Source organism: Nocardiopsis sp. NPDC050513, assembly GCF_044457925.1.
Classification (GTDB): Bacteria; Actinomycetota; Actinomycetes; order Streptosporangiales; family Streptosporangiaceae; genus Nocardiopsis.
Genome location: NZ_JBITHK010000013.1, coordinates 1 through 19339, shown reverse-complemented (window position 1 = coordinate 19339; position 19339 = coordinate 1). Strand labels below are relative to the sequence as shown.

Annotated in this window: 17 protein-coding genes; 6 read left to right on the top strand and 11 right to left on the bottom strand. The window is 72.2% G+C overall.

Going from position 1 to position 19339, the window contains the following annotated elements; all coding sequences use genetic code 11:
* Window positions 1-132 precede the first annotated feature (132 nt).
* From atzF to ACIBFB_RS21340, 3 genes are read right to left on the bottom strand one after another with little or no spacing between them, the layout of a single operon-like run.
* Window positions 133-1830, bottom strand: coding sequence for an allophanate hydrolase (atzF, locus tag ACIBFB_RS21350; protein WP_397232748.1), 1698 nt, complete (start codon window positions 1828-1830; stop codon window positions 133-135).
* Complete coding sequence (gene uca / locus ACIBFB_RS21345) at window positions 1830-5522, bottom strand: urea carboxylase (RefSeq protein WP_397232746.1); 3693 nt, start codon at window positions 5520-5522, stop codon at window positions 1830-1832. Before uca ends, atzF begins: the two co-directional genes overlap by 1 nt.
* A gap of 49 nt (window positions 5523-5571) precedes the next feature.
* Window positions 5572-6297 (bottom strand): GntR family transcriptional regulator, encoded by a 726-nt coding sequence (locus ACIBFB_RS21340; protein WP_397232744.1) that lies wholly within the window; start codon window positions 6295-6297, stop codon window positions 5572-5574.
* A 200-nt stretch (window positions 6298-6497) separates the two neighbouring features.
* On the opposite strand from ACIBFB_RS21340, the gene ACIBFB_RS21335 reads away from it, so the two are divergent.
* Complete coding sequence (locus ACIBFB_RS21335; protein WP_397232742.1) at window positions 6498-6962, top strand: DUF6463 family protein; 465 nt, start codon at window positions 6498-6500, stop codon at window positions 6960-6962.
* Window positions 6962-7537 carry a TetR-like C-terminal domain-containing protein gene (locus ACIBFB_RS21330; protein WP_397232740.1) on the top strand — a complete coding sequence of 192 codons (576 nt, stop codon included), beginning with the start codon at window positions 6962-6964 and terminating at the stop codon, window positions 7535-7537. Before ACIBFB_RS21335 ends, ACIBFB_RS21330 begins: the two co-directional genes overlap by 1 nt.
* Here the strand turns inward: ACIBFB_RS21330 and ACIBFB_RS21325 are convergent.
* From ACIBFB_RS21325 to ACIBFB_RS21310, 4 genes are all read right to left on the bottom strand, one after another.
* Entirely contained in the window at window positions 7534-8289 is a 756-nt protein-coding gene (locus tag ACIBFB_RS21325; RefSeq protein ID WP_397232738.1) for a hypothetical protein, read from the bottom strand. The genes ACIBFB_RS21330 and ACIBFB_RS21325 overlap by 4 nt on opposite strands.
* 93 nt (window positions 8290-8382) lie before the next feature.
* Complete coding sequence (locus ACIBFB_RS21320; RefSeq protein ID WP_397232736.1) at window positions 8383-8964, bottom strand: dihydrofolate reductase family protein; 582 nt, start codon at window positions 8962-8964, stop codon at window positions 8383-8385.
* A complete protein-coding gene (locus ACIBFB_RS21315; protein WP_397232734.1) occupies window positions 8952-9824 on the bottom strand; it encodes a metalloregulator ArsR/SmtB family transcription factor in 873 nt (290 codons plus the stop codon). Before ACIBFB_RS21315 ends, ACIBFB_RS21320 begins: the two co-directional genes overlap by 13 nt.
* 262 nt (window positions 9825-10086) lie before the next feature.
* On the bottom strand, window positions 10087-11697 hold the full coding sequence (locus ACIBFB_RS21310; protein WP_397232732.1) for an SLC13 family permease: 1611 nt from the start codon (window positions 11695-11697) through the stop codon (window positions 10087-10089).
* A 281-nt stretch (window positions 11698-11978) separates the two neighbouring features.
* Here ACIBFB_RS21310 and ACIBFB_RS21305 point away from each other — a divergent pair, with 281 nt between their 5' ends.
* Window positions 11979-12923: a TAXI family TRAP transporter solute-binding subunit gene (locus ACIBFB_RS21305; protein ID WP_397232730.1), complete on the top strand. Its 945-nt coding sequence runs from the start codon at window positions 11979-11981 to the stop codon at window positions 12921-12923.
* A 53-nt stretch (window positions 12924-12976) separates the two neighbouring features.
* Here the strand turns inward: ACIBFB_RS21305 and ACIBFB_RS21300 are convergent, their stop codons facing one another.
* The 4 genes from ACIBFB_RS21300 to ACIBFB_RS21285 all read right to left on the bottom strand — a co-directional run bounded on the left by ACIBFB_RS21300 (window position 12977) and on the right by ACIBFB_RS21285 (window position 15809).
* Window positions 12977-14392, bottom strand: coding sequence for an ATP-binding protein (locus ACIBFB_RS21300; protein ID WP_397232728.1), 1416 nt, complete (start codon window positions 14390-14392; stop codon window positions 12977-12979).
* A 4-nt stretch (window positions 14393-14396) separates the two neighbouring features.
* The gene (locus ACIBFB_RS21295; protein WP_397232726.1) at window positions 14397-15065 is read right to left on the bottom strand and encodes a response regulator transcription factor; all 669 of its coding nucleotides are present in this window, start codon (window positions 15063-15065) and stop codon (window positions 14397-14399) included.
* Window positions 15066-15075: 10 nt separating this feature from the next.
* Window positions 15076-15435 (bottom strand): hypothetical protein, encoded by a 360-nt coding sequence (locus tag ACIBFB_RS21290; RefSeq protein WP_397232724.1) that lies wholly within the window; start codon window positions 15433-15435, stop codon window positions 15076-15078.
* Window positions 15436-15500: 65 nt separating this feature from the next.
* Complete coding sequence (locus ACIBFB_RS21285; RefSeq protein ID WP_397232722.1) at window positions 15501-15809, bottom strand: hypothetical protein; 309 nt, start codon at window positions 15807-15809, stop codon at window positions 15501-15503.
* A 463-nt stretch (window positions 15810-16272) separates the two neighbouring features.
* Between ACIBFB_RS21285 and ACIBFB_RS21280 the strand changes: the two genes are divergently transcribed.
* The 3 genes from ACIBFB_RS21280 to rox all read left to right on the top strand — a co-directional run bounded on the left by ACIBFB_RS21280 (window position 16273) and on the right by rox (window position 18753).
* Window positions 16273-16842, top strand: coding sequence for a DUF5753 domain-containing protein (locus tag ACIBFB_RS21280; RefSeq protein WP_397232720.1), 570 nt, complete (start codon window positions 16273-16275; stop codon window positions 16840-16842).
* Window positions 16839-17027, top strand: a complete 189-nt coding sequence (locus ACIBFB_RS21275) for a DUF397 domain-containing protein (RefSeq protein ID WP_397232718.1) — start codon at window positions 16839-16841, stop codon at window positions 17025-17027. Before ACIBFB_RS21280 ends, ACIBFB_RS21275 begins: the two co-directional genes overlap by 4 nt.
* A 298-nt stretch (window positions 17028-17325) precedes the next feature.
* The gene (rox, locus tag ACIBFB_RS21270) at window positions 17326-18753 is read left to right on the top strand and encodes a rifampin monooxygenase (protein ID WP_397232716.1); all 1428 of its coding nucleotides are present in this window, start codon (window positions 17326-17328) and stop codon (window positions 18751-18753) included.
* The last annotated feature ends 586 nt before the right edge of the window (window positions 18754-19339 follow it).

Genomic DNA, 19339 nt, shown 5'->3' with positions numbered 1-19339 from the left:
AAGTAGGAACCCATATTGCTTCAGAGTCGGAACAATCCCGTTCGCCCGAAATGAATGGCTTTGATGGGCTACCCCGGAGCGCAGCGGAAAGCCCCCGTCCGTCGCGCGACGAACGGGGGCTCCACACGCGGCTCAGCCCTCCAGGGACGCCCGGTAGGCCAGCCAACCGCCGTGCTCGCTGATGTCCTCGGCCCCCTCGACGGCCGACGGCTCACAGCCGAACCCCACCACCGACCGGCCGTCGGCCAGCGTGACCGATCCGAGCGTCATCGGCGCGGGCAGCGCGGCCAGGAACGCCCCCAGGCCCGCCGGGGAGATCCGCCAGACCTCGCAGCGCACCGCGACCCCGGCGTCGGACACCCGCTGGAGCCCCGGCTTGGGCGGCGTCGTGGCCAGCGCGTACATCCGGTAGTCCGCGCTGGTCTCGGTCGCCTCGACGAACCGCGCCCCCAGGTCGGTGAGCTGGTGGTTGAGCGGCTGCCCGCGCAGGTGCGCGCCGAACACGGCCAGCTCCGCGCCCGGCTCCGGGTAGGCCTCGCCGGGGTCGTCGCCCGTCAGCAGCGCGGCCAGGTCCAGGCCCACCTGGTCGTCGAAGGCGTCGCTGACCAGGCTCACCCCGAACGTGTGCCCGTCCGCCGTCCCGGCGGGAACGGCGACCGCCGCCATGTCCAGCAGGTTGACGAAGTTCGTGTACGTCCCCAGCCGCGAGTTCTCCCCGACCGGGTCCGCCGCCACCTCCGCCAGCGTCGGGTGGCCGACCGTCGTCGGCAGCAGCAGCGCGTCGAAGCCAGAGAGCAGCTCCCGGGCCGACGCCCGGTAGGCGGCCAGCCGGTGCTGGTCGGCGGCCAGAGCGTGCGCGGGCAGGTCGGCGGCGGCCAGGATGATCCCGGACACCGTGGGGTCGGCTGACTGCGGCCCGCCCGCGAGGAACTCCCCGACGGCGGCGTACCGCTCGGCGACCAGCGCGCCGTCGTACAGCAGCCGCGCCGCCTCCAGCAGGGGCGCCACGTCCACGGCCTCGACCTCCACGCCCGCCGCGCGCAGGACGTCGGCGGCGGCGTGGAACGCGGCGCGTTCGTCGTCGCCCAGCACCGCGATCCCGTCGGGCGCCGGGACGGCCACCCGCGCGGGGTGGCGCGGGGCGAGGCGCACGTCGGACGGCCAGTCCCTGCTGTACGGGTCGGCCGGGTCGGGTCCGGTCATCACCCTGAGGGCGGCCGTTCCCGTCCCCAGGTCGCGGGCGAACACGGTGACGCAGTCGTAGGGCTGGGCCGCCGGGACCACCCCGGTCGCGGGCACGAGGCCGAGCGTCGGCTTGATCCCGACGATCCCGTGCAGCGCCGCCGGAACCCGTCCCGACCCGGCCGTGTCGGTGCCGAGCGCGACGTCGGCGATCCCCAGCGCGACCGCGACCGCGGACCCCGAACTCGATCCGCCGGAGATCCGCTCCGGGTCGAGCGCGTTCCGCACCGCCCCGTACGGGCTGCGCGTGCCGACCAGCCCCGTGGCGAACTGGTCCAGGTTGGTCTTGCCGAGCACGAGCGCGCCCGCGTCCGCCAACCGCCGGACGGCGGTCGCGCTCGTCTCCGGGGTGTACGCGAACTCCGGGCAGGCCGCCGTGGTCGGCAGCCCCGCCACGTCGATGTTGTCCTTGACCGCGACGACCGTGCCCGCCAGCGGCAGGTCCTCCCCGGCCGCGAGCCGGTCCTCGACCGCCTTCGCCTCCACGAGCAGGTCCGCCTCGGGGCGCAGGGTGATCCAGACCTCGGGCCGGTCAGCCTCGGCGATCCTCCGGTAGGCGTCGTGGACGCGTTCGGTGGGGGTGGGCATCAGGAGGCTCCTCCTTGCGTGATGACGGCCATGGCGCGCCCCGGGTCGAGGTGCTGTCCGGGTGCGACCAGGATGTCGGAGACCGTACCCGCGCGGGGCGCCCGGACCACGACCTCCAGCTTCATCGCCTCCAGCCGGACGATCGGCTGGCCCTCCTCGACCGTGTCGCCGGGGCGGACGTCGACCTTCCAGACGGACGCGGACAGCGGGGACTCGACCAGGGCGGCGCCGGGCGGCAGGTCGACCCCGCCGACGTCGGCGACGGGCTCCGGTTCGGGCCGGTCCTCGAACTCGCCCGCCGCCTCCCACGCCTGGCGCTCGGCCTCGAAGGCCTCCGCCTGGCGGTCCCGGAAGGCACGGATGGAGTCGGCGTGGTCGACGAGGAAGCGCTCGTGGTCGGCGAGGACGAACTCGCCGTCGGCGACCTGGAGCCCGTGCCGTCCGGCGAGCAGGTCGGCGCGGATGTCCAGCAGTTCCTCGTGACCGACCGGATACCAGCTGATCCGGTCGAAGAACCGCAGCAGCCACGGGGTGCCGGGCTCGAAGGGGCCGTACTGGCGCAGTCCCGACCAGATCGGCACCGTGCGGCCGATGAGCTGGTAGCCGCCGGGGCTCTCCATGCCGTACACGCACAGGTACGCCCCGCCGATGCCGACCCCGGCCTCCGGGGTCCAGGTGCGCGCCGGGCTGTACTTGGTGGTGACCAGCCGGTGGCGCGGGTCGAGCGGGGTGGCGGCGGGCGCGCCCAGGTAGACGTCGCCCAACCCCAGGACCAGGTAGGAGGCGTCGAAGACGATGTCGCGGACCTGGTCGACGGTGTCGAGGCCGTTGATGCGCCGGATGAACTCGATGTTGTCGGGGTTCCAGGGCGCGTCGTCGCGCACGCCGGTCCGGTACCGGCTGATCGCCTCGTGGATCGACGGGTCGTCGAAGGACATCGGCAGGCGCAGGGTGCGGCTCGGCACCCGCAGCCGCGAGGTGGGCGGCAGTTGTCCCTCGATCTCCTGGAGGAGGTCGAGCAGGGTGCGCAGCGGCAGCACCTCGGGGTCGGTGTGCAGGTGCAGGGAGCGCACGCCGGGGGTGGTGTCGACGATGCCGCGCGGCGCGGCCCCGTCGAGCGCGGCCATGAGGGCGTGGACGCGCATGCGCAGGCCCAGGTCCAGCGCCATCGGCCCGTACTCGACCAGGATGTTGTCGTGGCCGCTGCGGCGGTAGGTGACCTCGGGGGCGCCGTCGGCGGCGGGCAGCCGCGCGAGCACTCCGTCGTCGCCGTCGGAGCCGGTGGCGCGCAGGAGCGGTGCGGCGGTGGGCACGTGGTGCAGCTTCTCGGCGGCGGCCTCGGTCACGGGGTGGAAGCGCACGGTGTCGCCGGGGCGGAGCTGGCCGACCTTCCAGCGGGAGCCGGTGACGACGGTGACGGGACAGACGAACCCGCCGAGGCTCGGTCCGTCCGGCCCCAGCAGGACGGGCGTGTCGCCGGACAGGTTGACGGCTCCGACGGAGTAGGCGGTGTCGTGCACGTTGGACGGGTGCAGACCGGCCTGGCCGCCGTCGGGTCGGGCCCATCCCTGCTTGGGTCCGGAGAGGCGTACGCCGTTGCGGGCGGACTGGGGGTGCACCTTCCAGGCGGTGGCGTAGAAGTCGGCGAGGCCCTCGCGGGTGAGGAACTCGGGGGCGGCGTGCGGTCCCTCGGAGACCTCGACGTCCCAGTGGGACGAGGAGCCCTCGCCCGCCTCCGCCGGGGCTCCGAAGTCGGGGCGGTCCGCCTCCGGAACGGGTCGCGGTGTGACCGGGTCGGCTGCCGCGCCCGGGGTGACGCGCGCAGCGGGCGTTCCGGCCGTGGCGGCCGTGGCTCCCTCGGGGCGAACGCCGAGCGGAGCCTTCGGCCGGAGCACGTCCCCGAGCCGCAGCGCGCGTCCGCTGTGACCGCCGTACTCCCCGGCGGTGAACGTGGCCGCGCTGCCCAGGTAGCCGGGCACGTCCAACCCGCCGCGGACCAGCACGTAGGTGCGCATGCCGGGGCCGCGCGCGGGGCCGACGTCGAGCACGCCGCCCGCCGGGACCCCGACCGGCTCCCACTGCGGCACCGGCTCGCCGTCGACCGTGACCTCGGCGGGGGCGCCGGTGACGCACACGGTCGCGGCGGCGCTGAACCGGAGCGCCGGACCCTCGATCGTGCACTCCAGACCGGGCGCCCCCTCCGGGTTGCCCAGAGCGGTGTTGCCCAGCCGCAGCGACAGGTCGTCCATCGCCCCCGACGGCGGCACGCCCACCTGCCAGTACCCGGTCCGGCCGGGCCAGTCCTGCACGGTGGTGAGCGTTCCGGCGCGCTCGACCTCGATGCGCGGCTCCGGGTCCCCGACCGTCCCGCAGGTGGCCGTGGTGTGGTCGACGGCGCGCACCTCCGGGTGGTCGGCCAGGGCGCGCAGGAGGCCGAGGTTGGTCTGGAGGCCGTCGATCCGCACCTCGGACAGGGCGCGGCCGAGCCGGTCGAGGGCGTCGGCCCGGTCCCCGCCCCGGACGATGACCTTGGCGAGCATCGGGTCGTAGTCGCTGGTGACGCGCTGGCCGGTCTCGACCCAGCCGTCGACGCGCGCCCCCGCGGGGAACTCGACCCGGGTGAGCAGGCCGGAGCTGGGGCGGAAGTCGTGCGCGGGGTCCTCGGCGTAGACGCGGGCCTCGACGGCGTGGCCGGTGCGGTCGGGGCCCTCGGGGGGAACGTCGGCGAGCACGTCCTCGCCCCGGGCCAGGCGCAGCATCCAGGCGACGAGGTCGACGCCGGTGATCTCCTCGGTGACCGGGTGCTCGACCTGGAGCCGGGTGTTGACCTCCAGGAAGGAGGCCTCGCCGCGCTCGACGTCGTAGACGAACTCCACCGTCCCCGCGCTGCGGTAGGACACACCGGCGCACAGGGCGCGGGCGGTGCGGTGGAGTTCGGCGCGCAGGGCGTCGGGCAGGCCGGGGGCGGGCGCCTCCTCGACGACCTTCTGGTTGCGGCGCTGGAGCGAGCAGTCCCGGTCCCCGAGGGTGACGACCCGGCCCAGGCCGTCGCCGAAGACCTGCACCTCGATGTGGCGGGCGCGGGGGACGAAGCGTTCGACGAACACCCCTCCCCCGCCGAAGTGTGTCTCCGCCATGCGGCTGACCTGGTCGAACGCTGCGCGCAGCTCGGCCTCGCCGTGGCAGGGGAACAGCCCGATCCCACCGCCGCCGGAGGTCGACTTGAGGATGACGGGGTAGCCGATGCGCGCGGCGGCCTCGGCGGCCTCGTCGGCGTCGCCGAGGGTGTCGCTGCCCGCGACCATGGGCAGCCCGGCCGCCGCGGCGGCCTTGCGCGCGGTGTGCTTGTCGCCGAACTCCTCCAGGTGGCGCGCCTGGGGGCCGACGAACACCAGTCCCGCGTCCTCGACGGCGCGGGCGAACGCGGCGCTCTCGGAGAGGAAGCCGTACCCGGGGTGGACGGCCCCGGCGCCGGTGGCGGCGGCCGCGGCCAGGACGCGGTCGATGTCGAGGTAGCTCTCGGCGGCGGGGGCGGGACCGAGGCGGACGGCCTCGTCGGCGAGCCGGGTGTGCGGGGCGCCCGCGTCGGCGTCGGAGTAGACGGCGACGGTGCGCAGGCCGAGGGATCGGGCGGAGCGGACGATGCGGCAGGCGATCTCGCCGCGGTTGGCGACGAGCACGGAGTCGAACACGCTGTATCTCCTTCTCTCCCAGGTCAGAGCGCCGGGAGGAGGTTCGCGGTCACAGGATGTCGGAGTGGAGCGCCATCTGGGTCAGGGCGCGCTGGGCGCGTTCGAGGACGACCTCCATGGAGGCGCCCACGTGGTCGTGCATGGCGCGGTAGGCGCAGTCCAGTTCGCGGGCGAGGAGGTGCTCGACGATCTGGATGTGTTCGCTGATGGTGGAGGTGATCCGGTCCTCGGTGAGGAAGTCGTACATGCGCACGCGGCGGATGCGCTGGTTGACGGAGACGAGGGACTCGGTGAGGGCGCGGTTGCCGGAGGCCCGGGAGAGGGCGGCGTGGTACTCCTCGTCGAGGAGGACGAAGGAGGGGTCGGGGGCCGGGGGATCGGCCCGCAGCTTCTCCCAGCGCTCCAGCTCGGCGGCGAGGATCCCGGGGTCGTGGACGACGGTGGGGTCCTCTATGGCGCGGGCGATGCCGCGCAGTTCGAGGGTGACCCGGAGTTCGTAGAGATCCCGGAGTTCGGCGAGGTTGGGAACGGTGGCGTAGAAGCCGTTCTCGCGCCGCTCGACGAGGCCGTCGGAGTGCAGGCGGGCGAGGGCCTCGCGGACGGGGGTCCGGGAGACGCCGAAGCGTTCGGCGAGACGGACCTCGCCAAGGCGGGTGTGGGGACCGATCCGCCCGCTCAGGACCTCCTCGCGCATGAGGGCGTAGACCCGGTCCCGACGCGAGGTGGCCGTTCCGTCGCTCCCCGGGCCGGGCCGTGTATACATCGGTGTGTCCATGGGGCCCGACGGTAGGAACACCGTGTTTCGGAAGCCATGTCGCGCCGTGAAGCCTGTGTTTCCCCGTGTTTCGCCGCGTTTCGCGCCTGGTCGGGCGGGGCGGCGGCCGTTGAGGGGGGGTCGGGTGGGCGGACGTCCCGGGGCATGGCATATTACGAGACAAGTCGTTCCGAAACGGATCGTTCCATAAAGGAGCCGTCATGACCCCCACCCGTTCCGCCCGCGCGGCCGCCCCCGACGCCGCCGCACCGCTGCGCCCGGTCGTGGTCGCCGGATGGTGCGTCACGGTCCTCGGTGTCGCCCACACCGTGATCGGCCTCATCCTGACCGCCGCCCACGTCCCCGGCTGGTTCACCGGCACGCTGTGGGGCGTCGGCGGGAGCCTGGCCTCCCCGGCCCCGACGCTGGGGGCGTTCTGGCTGACCGTCGGGTCCTTCGGGGTGCCGCTGGCCACGCTGGGCCTGGTGATCCGGTGGATGGGCCTGCGGGGGATCGTCCCCCCGGCCGTCGTCGCGTGGACGCTGGCCGTCTGGTGCACGGTGGCGGGCGCGATGTTCCCCTCGCCCTTCCCCCTGCTCTGGATTCCCGCCGTCCTGCTGATCGTCCAGGCACGGCGCGCGGCCCGGGCGGGCGACGGCCCCATGCGGGCGGAGGCGGCGCTCTGATGGCGGGACGTCCCAGGGACGAACGGGTCGACCAGGCCATCCTGGCCGCGACCAGGGGGGTGCTCGCCGATCAGGGCTACTCCAGGCTCACCGTGGACGCCGTCGCGGCGGCGGCCGGGGTGGGCAAGGCGGCCATCTACCGCCGGTACGCCTCCAAGCACGAACTGGTCTTCGCCGCCGCCGTCCACGACGTGGACCTGGAGCCGCCGCCCGACGGGGGGTCGCTCACCGCCGACCTGACCGCGCTCGTCCGGGAGATCCTGGACACTCTGGGCACCCCGACCGCCCGGGCCGCCGCCCCGGGTCTGATCTCGGACTTCCTGGGCGATCCGGCCCTGGCCGACCGGTTCGAGGAGACCTTCCTCGCCCGGGAGCGGGCGTGTGTACGGGCCGCCCTGGACCGGGCGGTCGCACGGGGCGAGATCGAGGCGCCGCCGGAGCGCGACCTCGCCCACTCACTGATCCTCGGGCCGGTGTTCGCGTGGCTGTACATCTTCCGGCGCCAGGAGGAGGAGTCCTTCGCCCGGGACCTGGTCGTGCGCGTGGAGGCCGCGCTGCGGCACATCCCGGTCTAGGGCGCCGCGGATCCGTCCGCACCCTCGGCTCCCTCGGCCGCCCGGGCCCGCCTGCGGGTGACGGAGAGGCGGAACCCGAACGCCGCCAGCGCGCTCAGCGGCAGCCAGACGGCCAGGACCGCCCAGAGGTTCTCGCCCAGACCGCTCGTCAGGACCGGGGAGACCAGCCCGATGAAGAACACCGCCACGGCGAGGCTCATCGTCGCGCCCATCCCGTCGGTCGGCCCGGGTTCGTGGAGGCGGGCCAGTCGCCACAGGCCCGTGGCCGCCAGGAGGAGGCCGGTGGGAACGGCGATCAGCGCGCCGATGAGCACCCGGGTCCGCCCGTCGTACGGGGCGTCGAGGGTCTCCTGGAAGTCGTCTCCGAGCGCGATCCCGGTCAGCCGGCCGCGCCAGACCGTCCCGGTGACCCGGTCGCCCTCGTCGAGCCGGGGCACGACGGGGCCGCGCTGGGCATAGGCCGACTCCCACTCCGCGCCGTCGTCGCCGGTCAGGACCGTGGTGGTCGAGTCGTTCCGGTGGCCGCGACGCGACAGGTGGACATCCGACACGGTGAGCTCCTCCGTCCACAGGCAGTCGGAGGGCCCGGCGGGAGCCGAGGAACACGGCCCCGCCGCCTGGTAGGCCTCCAGTTCGACCGTGCCGTCCGGGGCGGTCGCCGCGACCGCGAGGGTGGGGAGCGCGACGATCCCGAGACCGAGCAGCAGAGTGAGGAAGCTCGTGAGACCGTTGCGCAGGAGCCAGTGGGTCATGTCTTCATTGTCCAGTTTGCGAAGTTCGGCGGCGTACCGCCCCGCTCCCCCTCAGACGGGATCCCGTGCCCCCGCGTTGCATGGCCCCGGCGGTCATCCGGCTGAGGACGCGCCGTCCGGGGCGGGCCGGTAGCAGAGGCGGACCACACCCGAGGGGAAGGTCGTGGCGCCGGTGAACTCCAGCCGGACGGGCCCGATGCCGTCGAGGATCCGCGGCCCGGTCGCCCACAGGTACGGGCTGACGGTGAACCAGAACTCGTCGACCAGGCCGCGGGCGATCAGGTCGCGGGCGAGTTCACCGGCGGCGGGATGGACGATGTCGCCGTCGTGTTCCTCCTTGAGCGCCCTCACGGCGTCGGCGAGGTCCCCGTCGAGCAGGGTGGCGTTCCACTCCAGCGGCGCGCTCAGCGTTCGGGACGCGACGTACTTGGGCATGCCGTTCATCCGGGCCGCGTACGCCTCGAACCCCGGAACGCCGGCGAGTCCGGGCCACACCGTGGACAGTCCCTCGTAGGTCCTGCGGCCGAGCAGCATGGCGTCGGCCGCCCGCCACATCTCCAGCGAGGCCCGCATGCTGTCGGGGTCGGTGACCAGCCACCCGCCGTTCGACGCGGGTGCCGGCGCCTCGAAGGCTCCGTTGACGGTCATGGCGGTGTTGACGATCAGTCGTCCCATGGGCTTCTCCTGTCGGTGCTGTCGGTGCTGTCGGTGTCGGGTGTGTCCGCGGCGATGAGCGCCGCGAGCTGGTCGAGGCACTGGCCGAAGCCGATCTCGATGCCGGCGACGAAGTCGGCGGACTCGACCGTGCTGTCGGTGATCCGGTAGCCGACGTCGAGATCGGTCCCGGTCCCGGTGGTCCGGAGGGTGACGGCGACGTGGGCGGTGAAGGCGGAGCCGCCGTCGGGCAGCAGGGGCGAGAGTCGGTAGAGGAGGCGCTCACCGGGGACCGTCTCCTCGACGACCCCCTCCGCGCGCCCGGCGACCGGCTCGGATCCGTCCGTGTCCTCGGCGTCGCGGTACTCCTGGAGGATCCGACCGCCCGGGCGCGCCTCGAAGACGAGTTCGGAGGTGCGCAGGCTCTCGGGCGTCCACCACCGGGCGAGCAGGGACGCCTCGGTGAGGTGACGCCAGACCGTCTCCGGGTCTCCCGCCAGGGCGCGGCGGAACCCGAACGAGCGCCCGTCCGCCCACCCCGTCCCCTCCTCGGCCGCGAGCCGCTCGGTGCCCATGCTGAGCCCGTAGCGGTCGAAGGCGGCCTGGGGGCCGTCGGCCCGCTCCGTGGCGTCGGCGAGCCGCCCGAGCGCGGACGCCAGGTCCCGCAGCGGACCGGGGCGCAGCGCGTAGACGCGGCGCTGACCGGTGCGCTGGGAGACGACGACCCCCGCACGCTCCAGGGTCTGCAGGTGTTTGGTGGTCTGCGGCTGGCGCGCCCCGGCGAGCCGGGCGAGGACGCCGACCGACCGGGGCCGCTCGGCCAGCAGGTTCACGAGCCGCCACCGGGCCGGGTCGGCCAGTGCGGCGAGGAGTTCGTCCATGCCGAGAAGTATTCTCCATGGAGAATATTCGTGTCAAGGAATATCTTTGGTTCCGTACACGCGAAGGGGCCGTGCACGGTGGTCGCCGTGCACGGCCCTGGGAACGGGCGGCCTGGTCCGGACGGTCCGGGAGGGAGTAGGGAGTTCCGTCCGGCCGGGCCGCCCCTCGGGTCGGGGACGTCCCCGCGGACCGGGTGACCCGGTGGGGCGGATCACCCCGGGACGCGTGCCCGACCCCGTTGGGAGGGGGTCCCGAGCGCCCCTAGAACGGGATCCCCAGCGCCCACCCGGCGAGCGCGTACATCCCGAGCAGGATGACGAACAGCGCCGCGAGGTTGAGGAACACGCCGCCGCGCATCATCTGGTTGATGTTGACGTAGCCCGACCCGAAGGCGATGGCGTTGGGCGGCGTGGCGACCGGCAGCATGAACGCCATGGACGCGGCCATGACCGCCGGGACCACCAGGACCAGGACGTCGACGTCGAGCCCGGCGGCGATGCCGCCGAGGACCGGCAGGAAGGTCGACGTGGTGGCGGTGTTGCTGGTGAGCTCGGTCAGCAGGAGCACGATCCCGGTCACGCACAGGACGAGCACCCAGACCGGCACCCCGCCGAGAGCGGAGACCTGACCGCCGATCCAGGCGCTCAGGCCGGACGAGGTGAACTGGCCGGAGATCGCGATGCCGCCGCCGAACAGCAGCAGGATGCCCCACGGCAGCTTGACCGCGGTGTCCCAGTCCATCAGGCGCGTGTTCCGGTCGGCCGGGATGAGGAAGAGCGCGATGGCCACGGCCATGGCGATGACGGGGTCGGTGATGCTGCCGAGCCACGGCAGCACGCCGCTGACGGCCTCGCTCTGGGCCAGCATCGGCACGAAGATCCAGGCCAGCGCGGCCGCGGTGAACAGGGCCAGGACCAGCTTCTCCGGCCGCGAGATGGGCCCCATCTGGCGCAGCTCCTCGCGGATCAGGTCCTGGGCGCCCTCGATCCGCCTGACCCCGGGGCGGAAGAGGAGGCGCGCCAGCAGGATCCAGGCGAGGAAGAGGAAGACGGCCGCGATCGGGAGGCCGACGATCATCCACTGGCCGAACCCGATGGTGATGTCGTGGAACTCCGCCAGGTAGGCGACCATCAGCACGTTGGGCGGGGTGCCGATGAGAGTGGACACGGAGCCGATCGAGGCGGCGTAGGCGATGCCGAGCATGAGCGCGGTGGCGAAGTTCGCGTCGGTCCTACCGCCCCGGAACTGGGTGATCAGGGCGATGACCGACAACCCGACCGGCAGCATCATCACGGTCGTGGCCGTGTTGGAGACCCACATCGAGATGAACGCGGTCGCCACCATGAACCCGCCGACGAGCCCGACGGTGTTGGAGCCCACCTTGGACACGATGGTCAGTGCGATGCGCTTGTGCAGGTTCCACCGCTGCATGGCCAGAGCCAGGATGAATCCGCCCATGAACAGGAAGATGGTGGCCGATCCGTAGGACGGAGCGACGTCGGCCACGTCCGTGCCCTCGATGAGGATCGGGAAGACCACCAGGGGCAGCAACGAGGTGACCGGGATCGGGATGGCCTCGGTCGCCCACCAGGTCGCGATGAACACGGTGATGGCCGCGACCATCCGGCCGTTGACCGCGAGGTCGCCCATGCCCGCGCCGTCGGGCAGCGGCAGCGGCATGTCGGGCAGCAGGAAGTAGGTCAGCAGACCGAGCACCGGCCCGAGGACCAGCCCGATCCTGCGGGGGAGCGGGTTGGTTTCGCGGTTGCCGCTGGCGCGGTCCTTGTCCGGGGAGACGGAACCCCCGGGAGCGGGTTCCTGGGAGACGGGCACGCTGTCGCGTGTGCCGACACCGGGGTCGTCGGTGGCCATGGTGTTCCTCCTGTGCGGGCGGGGGGTGTGGCTGTCGGTGCTGTGCACCCGCCGGGCGAAACCTGGAGCGACGGCGCTGTTGCCCGGAGGTTTCCCTGCGATGACACGGTCCTGATGGAGTGATGGTGGTCACGTGGGTACGTGACCTGCAATCCACGTGAGGAAGAGTTGGGATTCCCCTGACATTGCGGCACCGTGCGCACCCGAGGCGGCACACACCGTCATCCGAGGGCTCGCGTGCGTCCGCCCCGCCCGTGGTCACCTGGGTCTAGGCTGCGGATATGCGAGTGAGGGGACCGGACCGGCGGAGCGTGCTGGTCGGCGCGGCGGCCGCCGCCGTCGGCGGGCTCACCGCGTGCGGGCGCGGTGGCGTGCCCGCACCGCCGGAGCTGGTGATCGCGACCGGGCCGCCCGGCGCGGTGTTCCGGGAGATCGGCGGGGCGTTCGCGCAGATCCTGGGCGAGCGGATGCCGGAGACCGACGTGCGGTCCGTGGAGAGCGGCGCGTCCCTGGACAACCTGCGGCTGCTCGCCTCCGGTGAGGCGCAGCTGGGACTGGCCAGTCTCGACCTGGTGACGGCGGAGGAGGTGACCGAGGACGAGGGGATCTCCGCGATCGGCCGCGTCTACGACAGCTTCCTGCACCTGCTCGTCATGGCCGACTCACCCGTGCGGGAGCTCGCCGACCTGGAGGGGCTGCGGGTGTCCCTGGGCGCGCCCGAGTCCGGCACCGAGTTCACGACCACGCGGCTCGCCGACGCCTTCGGGCTGACCATGGACGCCGTCCTGCTCAACCAGGCCGACTCCGCCGACCTGGTGAGCCAGGGCGAGCTCGACGCCATGCTCTCGCTGACCGGGATCCCGACCCCGGCCATCGCGAGCCTGGCGCTGCGCAGGACCGTGCGCCTGATCGACCTGAGCGACGCCGCCGACGTGCTGGCGGAGTCCTACCCCGAGGCGTACTTCCCCGCCTCGATCCCCGCCACCACCTACGAGGGCGTGCCCACGACGCCGACCCTGTCCATCCCCAACCTGCTCCTGTGCCGGAGCGATCTCGACGAGGACCTCGCCTACCTGGTCACCGACACCCTGTTCACCCGCTCCGCGCGGCTGGCGGCCACCCGGCCGGAGGCGGCCCAGATCAACGTCCGCACCGGGATATCGACCGGGGACGTCCCCCTGCACCCGGGGGCCGAGCGCTGGTTCCGCGACAACAAGCCGATCTGACCAGGGACGCCACCGCCACCGCTCAGGAGTCCAGGTCCCCTTCCAGACGGGCCCTACTCCGGCGACGCCGCAGGGAGCGCGAGCACCGCGCCGAACCCCGGGTGACCGCCCTCCGCCAACCCCCCCTCCAGCAGGAGCTCCCCGCCCGCCTCCCGGGCCAGGTCCGCGACGATCGCCAGCCCCATCCCCGTGCCCTCCACGTTCTGGTGCCGCGACGACCGCCAGAACCGGTCCACGGCCGACCGCCGCTCCTCCTCCGTCAGCCCGACGCCGTCGTCGAACACCCCGATCCGCACCCGGTCCCCCTCCCCCGTCGCGCCACGCTCGGTCTCCGCCCGCACCTCGATCCGCGTTCCCCCCGACAGCCGGAACGCGTTGCTGACCAGCTCGTCGAGGATGCTGCCCAGACCGCCCGCCGGAGCCTGCACCCACACCCCCTCCGGGACGTCCGTGACCAGGGCGAACCCGCGCGTCTCACACAGCGCCCGCCACCGGTCCACGCGCGTGCCCAGCACCTCCGCCAGCTCGACCGCCTCCGTGCCCGTCACGCTCTCCAGACGGGTGGCGGCGAGCAGCGAGTTCAGCATGCGGTGCATGTGCGTGGCCTCGTCGATCGCGACCTCGTGCGCCTCCCGCGCCTCGGGGCCGCTCAGGTGCGGAGCGAGGTTCTCCACCGCCAGCCGCAGGCTCGCCAGGGGGTTGCGCAGCTGGTGGGAGGCCTCGGAGACGAACGCGCGCTGTCGGTCCAGGGCGCGCCGCACGACCTCCACCATCGTGTTGAACGACTCCGTCAGACGCCGCAGCTCGGGCGGACCGCCCGCGGCGTCGACGTGCACGTCGAGGTCGCCCGAGGCCACCGCGGTGGTGGCGGCGTCGAGGCGGCGGATCGGCCTCAGCACCCACCGGGACAGCGGCAGCACCGACGCGGTCAGCAGCGCCAGCGGCACCAGGCTGGCCGCGGCGATCCAGCCCCACGCGGTGAGCACGTCCGAGGCCAGCCGCTCCGTCGGCGCGACCAGCACCACCACGCCGACGACCTCGCTGTCCCGGCCGATGGGTTCGGCGATGACCATCGGATCGGTCGTCCACGGCCAGACCGCGCCGGGCGGTTCCGGGCGCGCGCCCGCCATGGCGGCGGTGATGCCCGTCCGCGTGGTCACCCCCGCGATCACGTCCTCCAGCCGTTCGACGCTCCCCGAACCGCCGACCACCTGCCCGTCCGGGGCGACGATCGCCGCCGGGACGCCGTACAGGTGCTCGTAGCGGGCCATCTCCTGGGTGAGGGCGTCGGTCCGGTCGGTCTCCAGCGCCGTCCTGGCCAGTGCCGCGAACCGGCCCGCGTCAGCGAGGAGGTCGACGTACACGTTCTGGGTGCGCTGCTGGGCGATCACCCCGCCGATGGGCACGGCGACCGCCGCCACCAGGACGAACACGGCCGGAAGCAGCAGGGTGATCAGACGTCGGAGCACGGCGTCACGCCTCGTCGAGCAGGTAGCCGACGCCCCGCACGGTGCGGATGCGCACCGCCGAGCCGAGTTTGGCGCGCAGCGAGGCGATGTGGGTGTCCAAGGTGCGCGACGACGCCTCCCAGGACGCGCCCCAGACCTGGTCGAGGATCTGGTCGCGGGCGACGACCGACGGCGAGCGCGACGCCAGCAGGGCGAGGAGGTCGAACTCCTTGCGGGTGAGGTTCAACTCGCGATCGCCCATGCGGGCCTCGCGGGTGCCCGGGTCCAGGGTCAGGGGGCCGACGCCGACGGCCGGTTCGGTGTCGCTCGCCTCGCCGCGCGCGACCCGGGTGCGGCGCAGGACGGCGTCGATGCGGGCGAGGAGTTCGGCGACGCCGAAGGGCTTGACCACGTAGTCGTCCGCGCCCGCCCGCAGGCCGCGTACCCGTTCGCGCTCCTCGCCCCGGGCGGTCACGGCGATGATCGCCGTCTGGGGGCGCTCCCTCAGTCGGCGCAGGAGGTCGATGCCGTCGGCGTCGGGGAGGCCGAGATCGAGCAGGACGACGTCGGCGGGCGGGGCCGACAGGGCGCGTTCGGCCGTGGCGACCCGGTGGACGTCGAAGGAGGCCGATCGCAGCGCGGTGACCAGACCGCGCGCGACCCGGTCGTCATCCTCGACCACGAGTATGCGCATGTCCTGGATGTTAGGCGCTGGCGGCGTCCCCGTGTCCGAGCAGGGCGGGGAGGGACCGGAGGGAGTCGATCAGCCGGTGGATGTCGGCGGCCTCCTCCGTCGCGCCGATGCTCAGGGCGAGGCGGTGCACCTCCGCCAGGGACGCCACGGCACCCGGGATCGGGAAGGGTTCGCCCGAGGTCTGGGCCACGTCCGGGCGGCGCTCGATCAGGGCCCGCACCGCCCGGGCGAGGTCGCGCAGGCCGTCGTCGTCGGGCAGGGGCTCCCCGTCGTGGTCGGGGACCGGCGTGCGGGTCGGAGAAGGCGGGTTCATCCGCGTGCGGTGGCGGCGGGGCAGGGGTGGGCGGTCGGCCTGTGCGTGCGGGGGCATGGGCGGCTTCCTGGGTCTGTGGCTGGGAGCGCTCTGAGAACGAGGCGCACGTCTGATGCGACGGGTCAGTGCCGCGCCGCAGGGGGCAGCGGGCACGGGCTGTGGAACATGGCGTTGACCGAGGTCCATGCGCATCCGGCAACCGGGCAGCGCCAGTAGGACGCGGGATGCGTGCGGGAGATCGCCGACTGCGCTCGACGGATCCGCTGTTCGAGGGCCTCCGGCGACGCGGCGCGGATCGGTTCGACGTCGGCGTCGCCCTGGTAGAAGGCGAAGTACCGGCGTGCTCCGGGGCCCCACATGACCCACCACAGGCGGCGGTGCCGTTCGTGCAGCCGTTCGGCGGCGCGATACTGCGCGTGGTCATCGCTCACGTGCCAGGCCACCGTGTTCACCGTGCTCCCTTGCGTCCCGTTTTCGGGGGTATGCGTGAATGCACGACCTTGCACGATGGATACCGTTCACGCAGGTCGCAACGCCGTTTCCAGAAAGCGTCGCAGCACTTCGGGCACCTAGTCTAGGGTAATCGCAAATGTCGATCTCATTCGTATTGCCTGCGATGAGATGCGATCACTCGGCGATATTGGCGGTGAGGAAACGATGAATAGCGATCCCGCAAAGCAGCGGTTCGGGGCTCTGCTTCGCAAGTACCGCAACCGAGCTGGGATGACGCAACAGTAGCTGGCCAAATCGGCGGCCGTCTCGCAGAGCGCAGTCAGCGAACTTGAGACCGGCGCAAAAGGGGCGACGCGTGACTACGTGGCGCGACTGGACAGTGCCCTTATCGCTCACGGAGCACTTGTCAGCGCCTGGGACGCGTACTTCTCTCCTACTGGGATGACTGACTACTTCCGAGAGATCGCGGAGTACGAGCGATCCGCCACGGAGATCCGACAGTACGCAATGGGCATCATCCCCGGACTAGCCCAGATGGAGTGCTACGCCCGGACCATAACCCAGTTGGCCCTTCCTCACGCCCCACCCAAACAGATCGACGAGATGGTCGCAGTGCGTATGCACCGGCAGGAGATCCTGGAACGAGCGCACCCTCCTGTGTTCACCGTGGTCCTAGACGAGAGCATCCTCTATCGCACCTTCCGCGATCCCGGGGTGATGCGAGCACAGATCAACCGTTTGGTCGAGCTGTCCTACCGGCCGCGCATCACCATCCAGGTGGTGCCCATGATGACCGAGGGACACCCCGGTCTGGACGGCTCCTTTAGACTGATGACCGTCCCCGACAGCGGTGATTTCGCCTACATCGAGGGGCGGGAAGTGGGCTTGCCCATCAAGGAGCCCGAGCTCGTGCAGAACTACGAACGAGTGTTCGCCGACCTTCGGAGTGCCGCCCTCCCCGTCCTCGACTCACGGGCGCGGATGGAAGAGATTCGAGGAGCACTCCCATGATCAGCGAGCGCTGGACCAAGTCCAGCTACAGCAACGGCAAGGGCGGCGAATGCGTGGAGGCCCGTGGCGTCCTGGCGGCCTCGACCATCGCCATGCGCGACACCCAGAACCGTGACCTCGGCTCCCTCCGCTTCCCCAGCGGGGAGTGGACCGCCCTGCTCGACACCCTCAGACAGCGCGGCTAGCAGCGGACCTCAGGGGGCGGATCCCGGCGGGGGTGCCGCCCCTCTTCCATGCCCACGACCCCCATGCCCACGACCCGCCGACACGCGGCGGGGGGCACGGCACGAGTGCGGCACGTCACTGTCGGCCGGAAAAAACAAAGGCAAGGAGAAAAATTCACTCCCTGCCACTCTTAATGTATAGCGCACCCCGGGGCTTGCGGCAAGACCCAGGTCGTGTTGCACAATCTCCAGCCGAAGCCGGAACCCGCGGAAATCGAGACCCGCGAACCTGGCTGGAATGCGACACATGGGGGGGTACATGATCGACGTGATCGTGGTCGGCGGCGGGCCGACCGGCCTGATGCTGGCCAGTGAGTTGAGGCTGCACGGCGTGCGCGTGGTCGTGCTGGAGACGTTGACCGAACCGACCAAGCAGTCCCGTGCCCAGGGTCTGCACGTGCGCAGTATCGAGATCATGGACCAGCGCGGCCTGCTGGACCGCTTCCTCGCGCTCGGCAGGCAGATCGTGACCGGCGGCTTCTTCGCCGCCATCGACAGGCCCTGGCCCGACCGGTTGGACACCGCGCACTCCTACGTCCTCGCCATCCCGCAGCAGGACACCGAGCGCCTGCTGGCCGAGCACGCCGCCGAACTCGGCGTCGAGATCCGGCGCGGCAGCGAAGTGGTCGGGGTGAGCCAGGACGGGAACGGCGTGACGGCCGAACTCGCCGACGGCACGCGGCTGCGCTCGCGCTACCTCGTCGGCTGCGACGGCGGCCGCAGCACGGTACGCAAGGGGATCGGCGTCGCGTTCCCCGGCGAGCCGGCCAAGGTCGAGACCCTGCTCGGCGAGATGGAGCTGACCGAGGATCCCGAGACGCTGGCTTCCGTGACGGCCGAGGTCCGCAAGACCCACCTTCGCTTCGGCGCCGTCCCCATCGGGGAGGGGGTGCACCGCGTCATCGTGCCCGCCGACGGCGTGGCCGAGGACCGGGCGACCGCGCCGACCCTGGAGGAGTTCCAGCGGCAGCTGCGGGCCTTCGCGGGCACCGACTTCGGCATCCACTCACCGCGCTGGCTGTCCCGGTTCGGTGACGCCACCCGGCAGGCCGAGCGCTACCGGGTCGACCGGGTGTTCCTGGCCGGGGACGCGGCGCACATCCACCCGCCGACCGGCGGCCAGGGGCTCAACCTCGGCGTGCAGGACGCGTTCAACCTCGGCTGGAAGCTGGCCGCCGCGGTCAACGGCTGGGCTCCGGACGGGCTGCTCGACAGCTACCAGGCCGAACGGCACCCCGTGGCCGCCGACGTGCTGGACAACACCCGCGCGCAGATGGTGCTGCTGTCCCCCGAGCCGGGTCCCCAGTCGGTCCGCACGCTGCTGTCGGAACTGATGGGCATCGAGGAGGTGAACCGGTACCTGATCGGGAAGGTCACCGCGATCGGGGTCCGCTACGACTTCGGCGAGGGCCATGACCTGCTCGGCCGGCGGCTGCGCGACCTCGGTCTGAAGCGGGGCCGACTGTACGGGCTGACGCACGGCGGGCGCGGACTCCTCCTCGACCAGACCTGCGGGCTGTCGGTCGAGGGTTGGACGGACCGGGTCGACCACGTCGTCGACACCAGCGAGGAACTGGAGGCGCCCGCCGTGCTGCTGCGGCCGGACGGCCATGTGGCGTGGGTCGGTGAGGACCAGCGGGACCTGGTCGGCCACCTGCGGACGTGGTTCGGCTCAGCCGACGACTGACCGCGCGGCCGCGGCCCGGCGTCGGTGCGCGGCACCGGCGGACACGGCCGCTCTGTGAATAGTTCTCACAAAGAAGCAGGGGTGGCGCTTCCCAGGGGCGCCACCCCTTTCCCGTGCCCGCGACCCACGTGCGTACCGCCGAAGAACATTTCCCTTCATTCCAGACAACCGGGATTCTTCCGACTCCCCCGCCCAATAAAACCCACCCGTTCGAACACACACCCTGACCTGGACCGACAACCCTCATCGCGAACTTCCTCCCCACGATTTCGCGGAAAAGTTCGCACCCACCCTCCCCATCCCCTATTCTCCTACCCAACAACTGAAAAAGACCTCGCGACGGTTGACTACCGCCCGAGGTCGTGGCCAGCAATTCACCCGTTGAACAAAAGGATTGCCATAGGGTTGGCCGCCCGGCGAGGTATCTGCCATTTGCAGACCCTTTTCCGAGCGACCTCCCTCCGAACCACGCATGCCAGTTTCCCGGCACTTAGCTCTCCAGTAACTCACACCGCGCTAACCGCAGGTTTTTCACTCCCGTGGACACGGTCATGGCACGCCGAACAGAGAACAAGAGTCTTTCGTC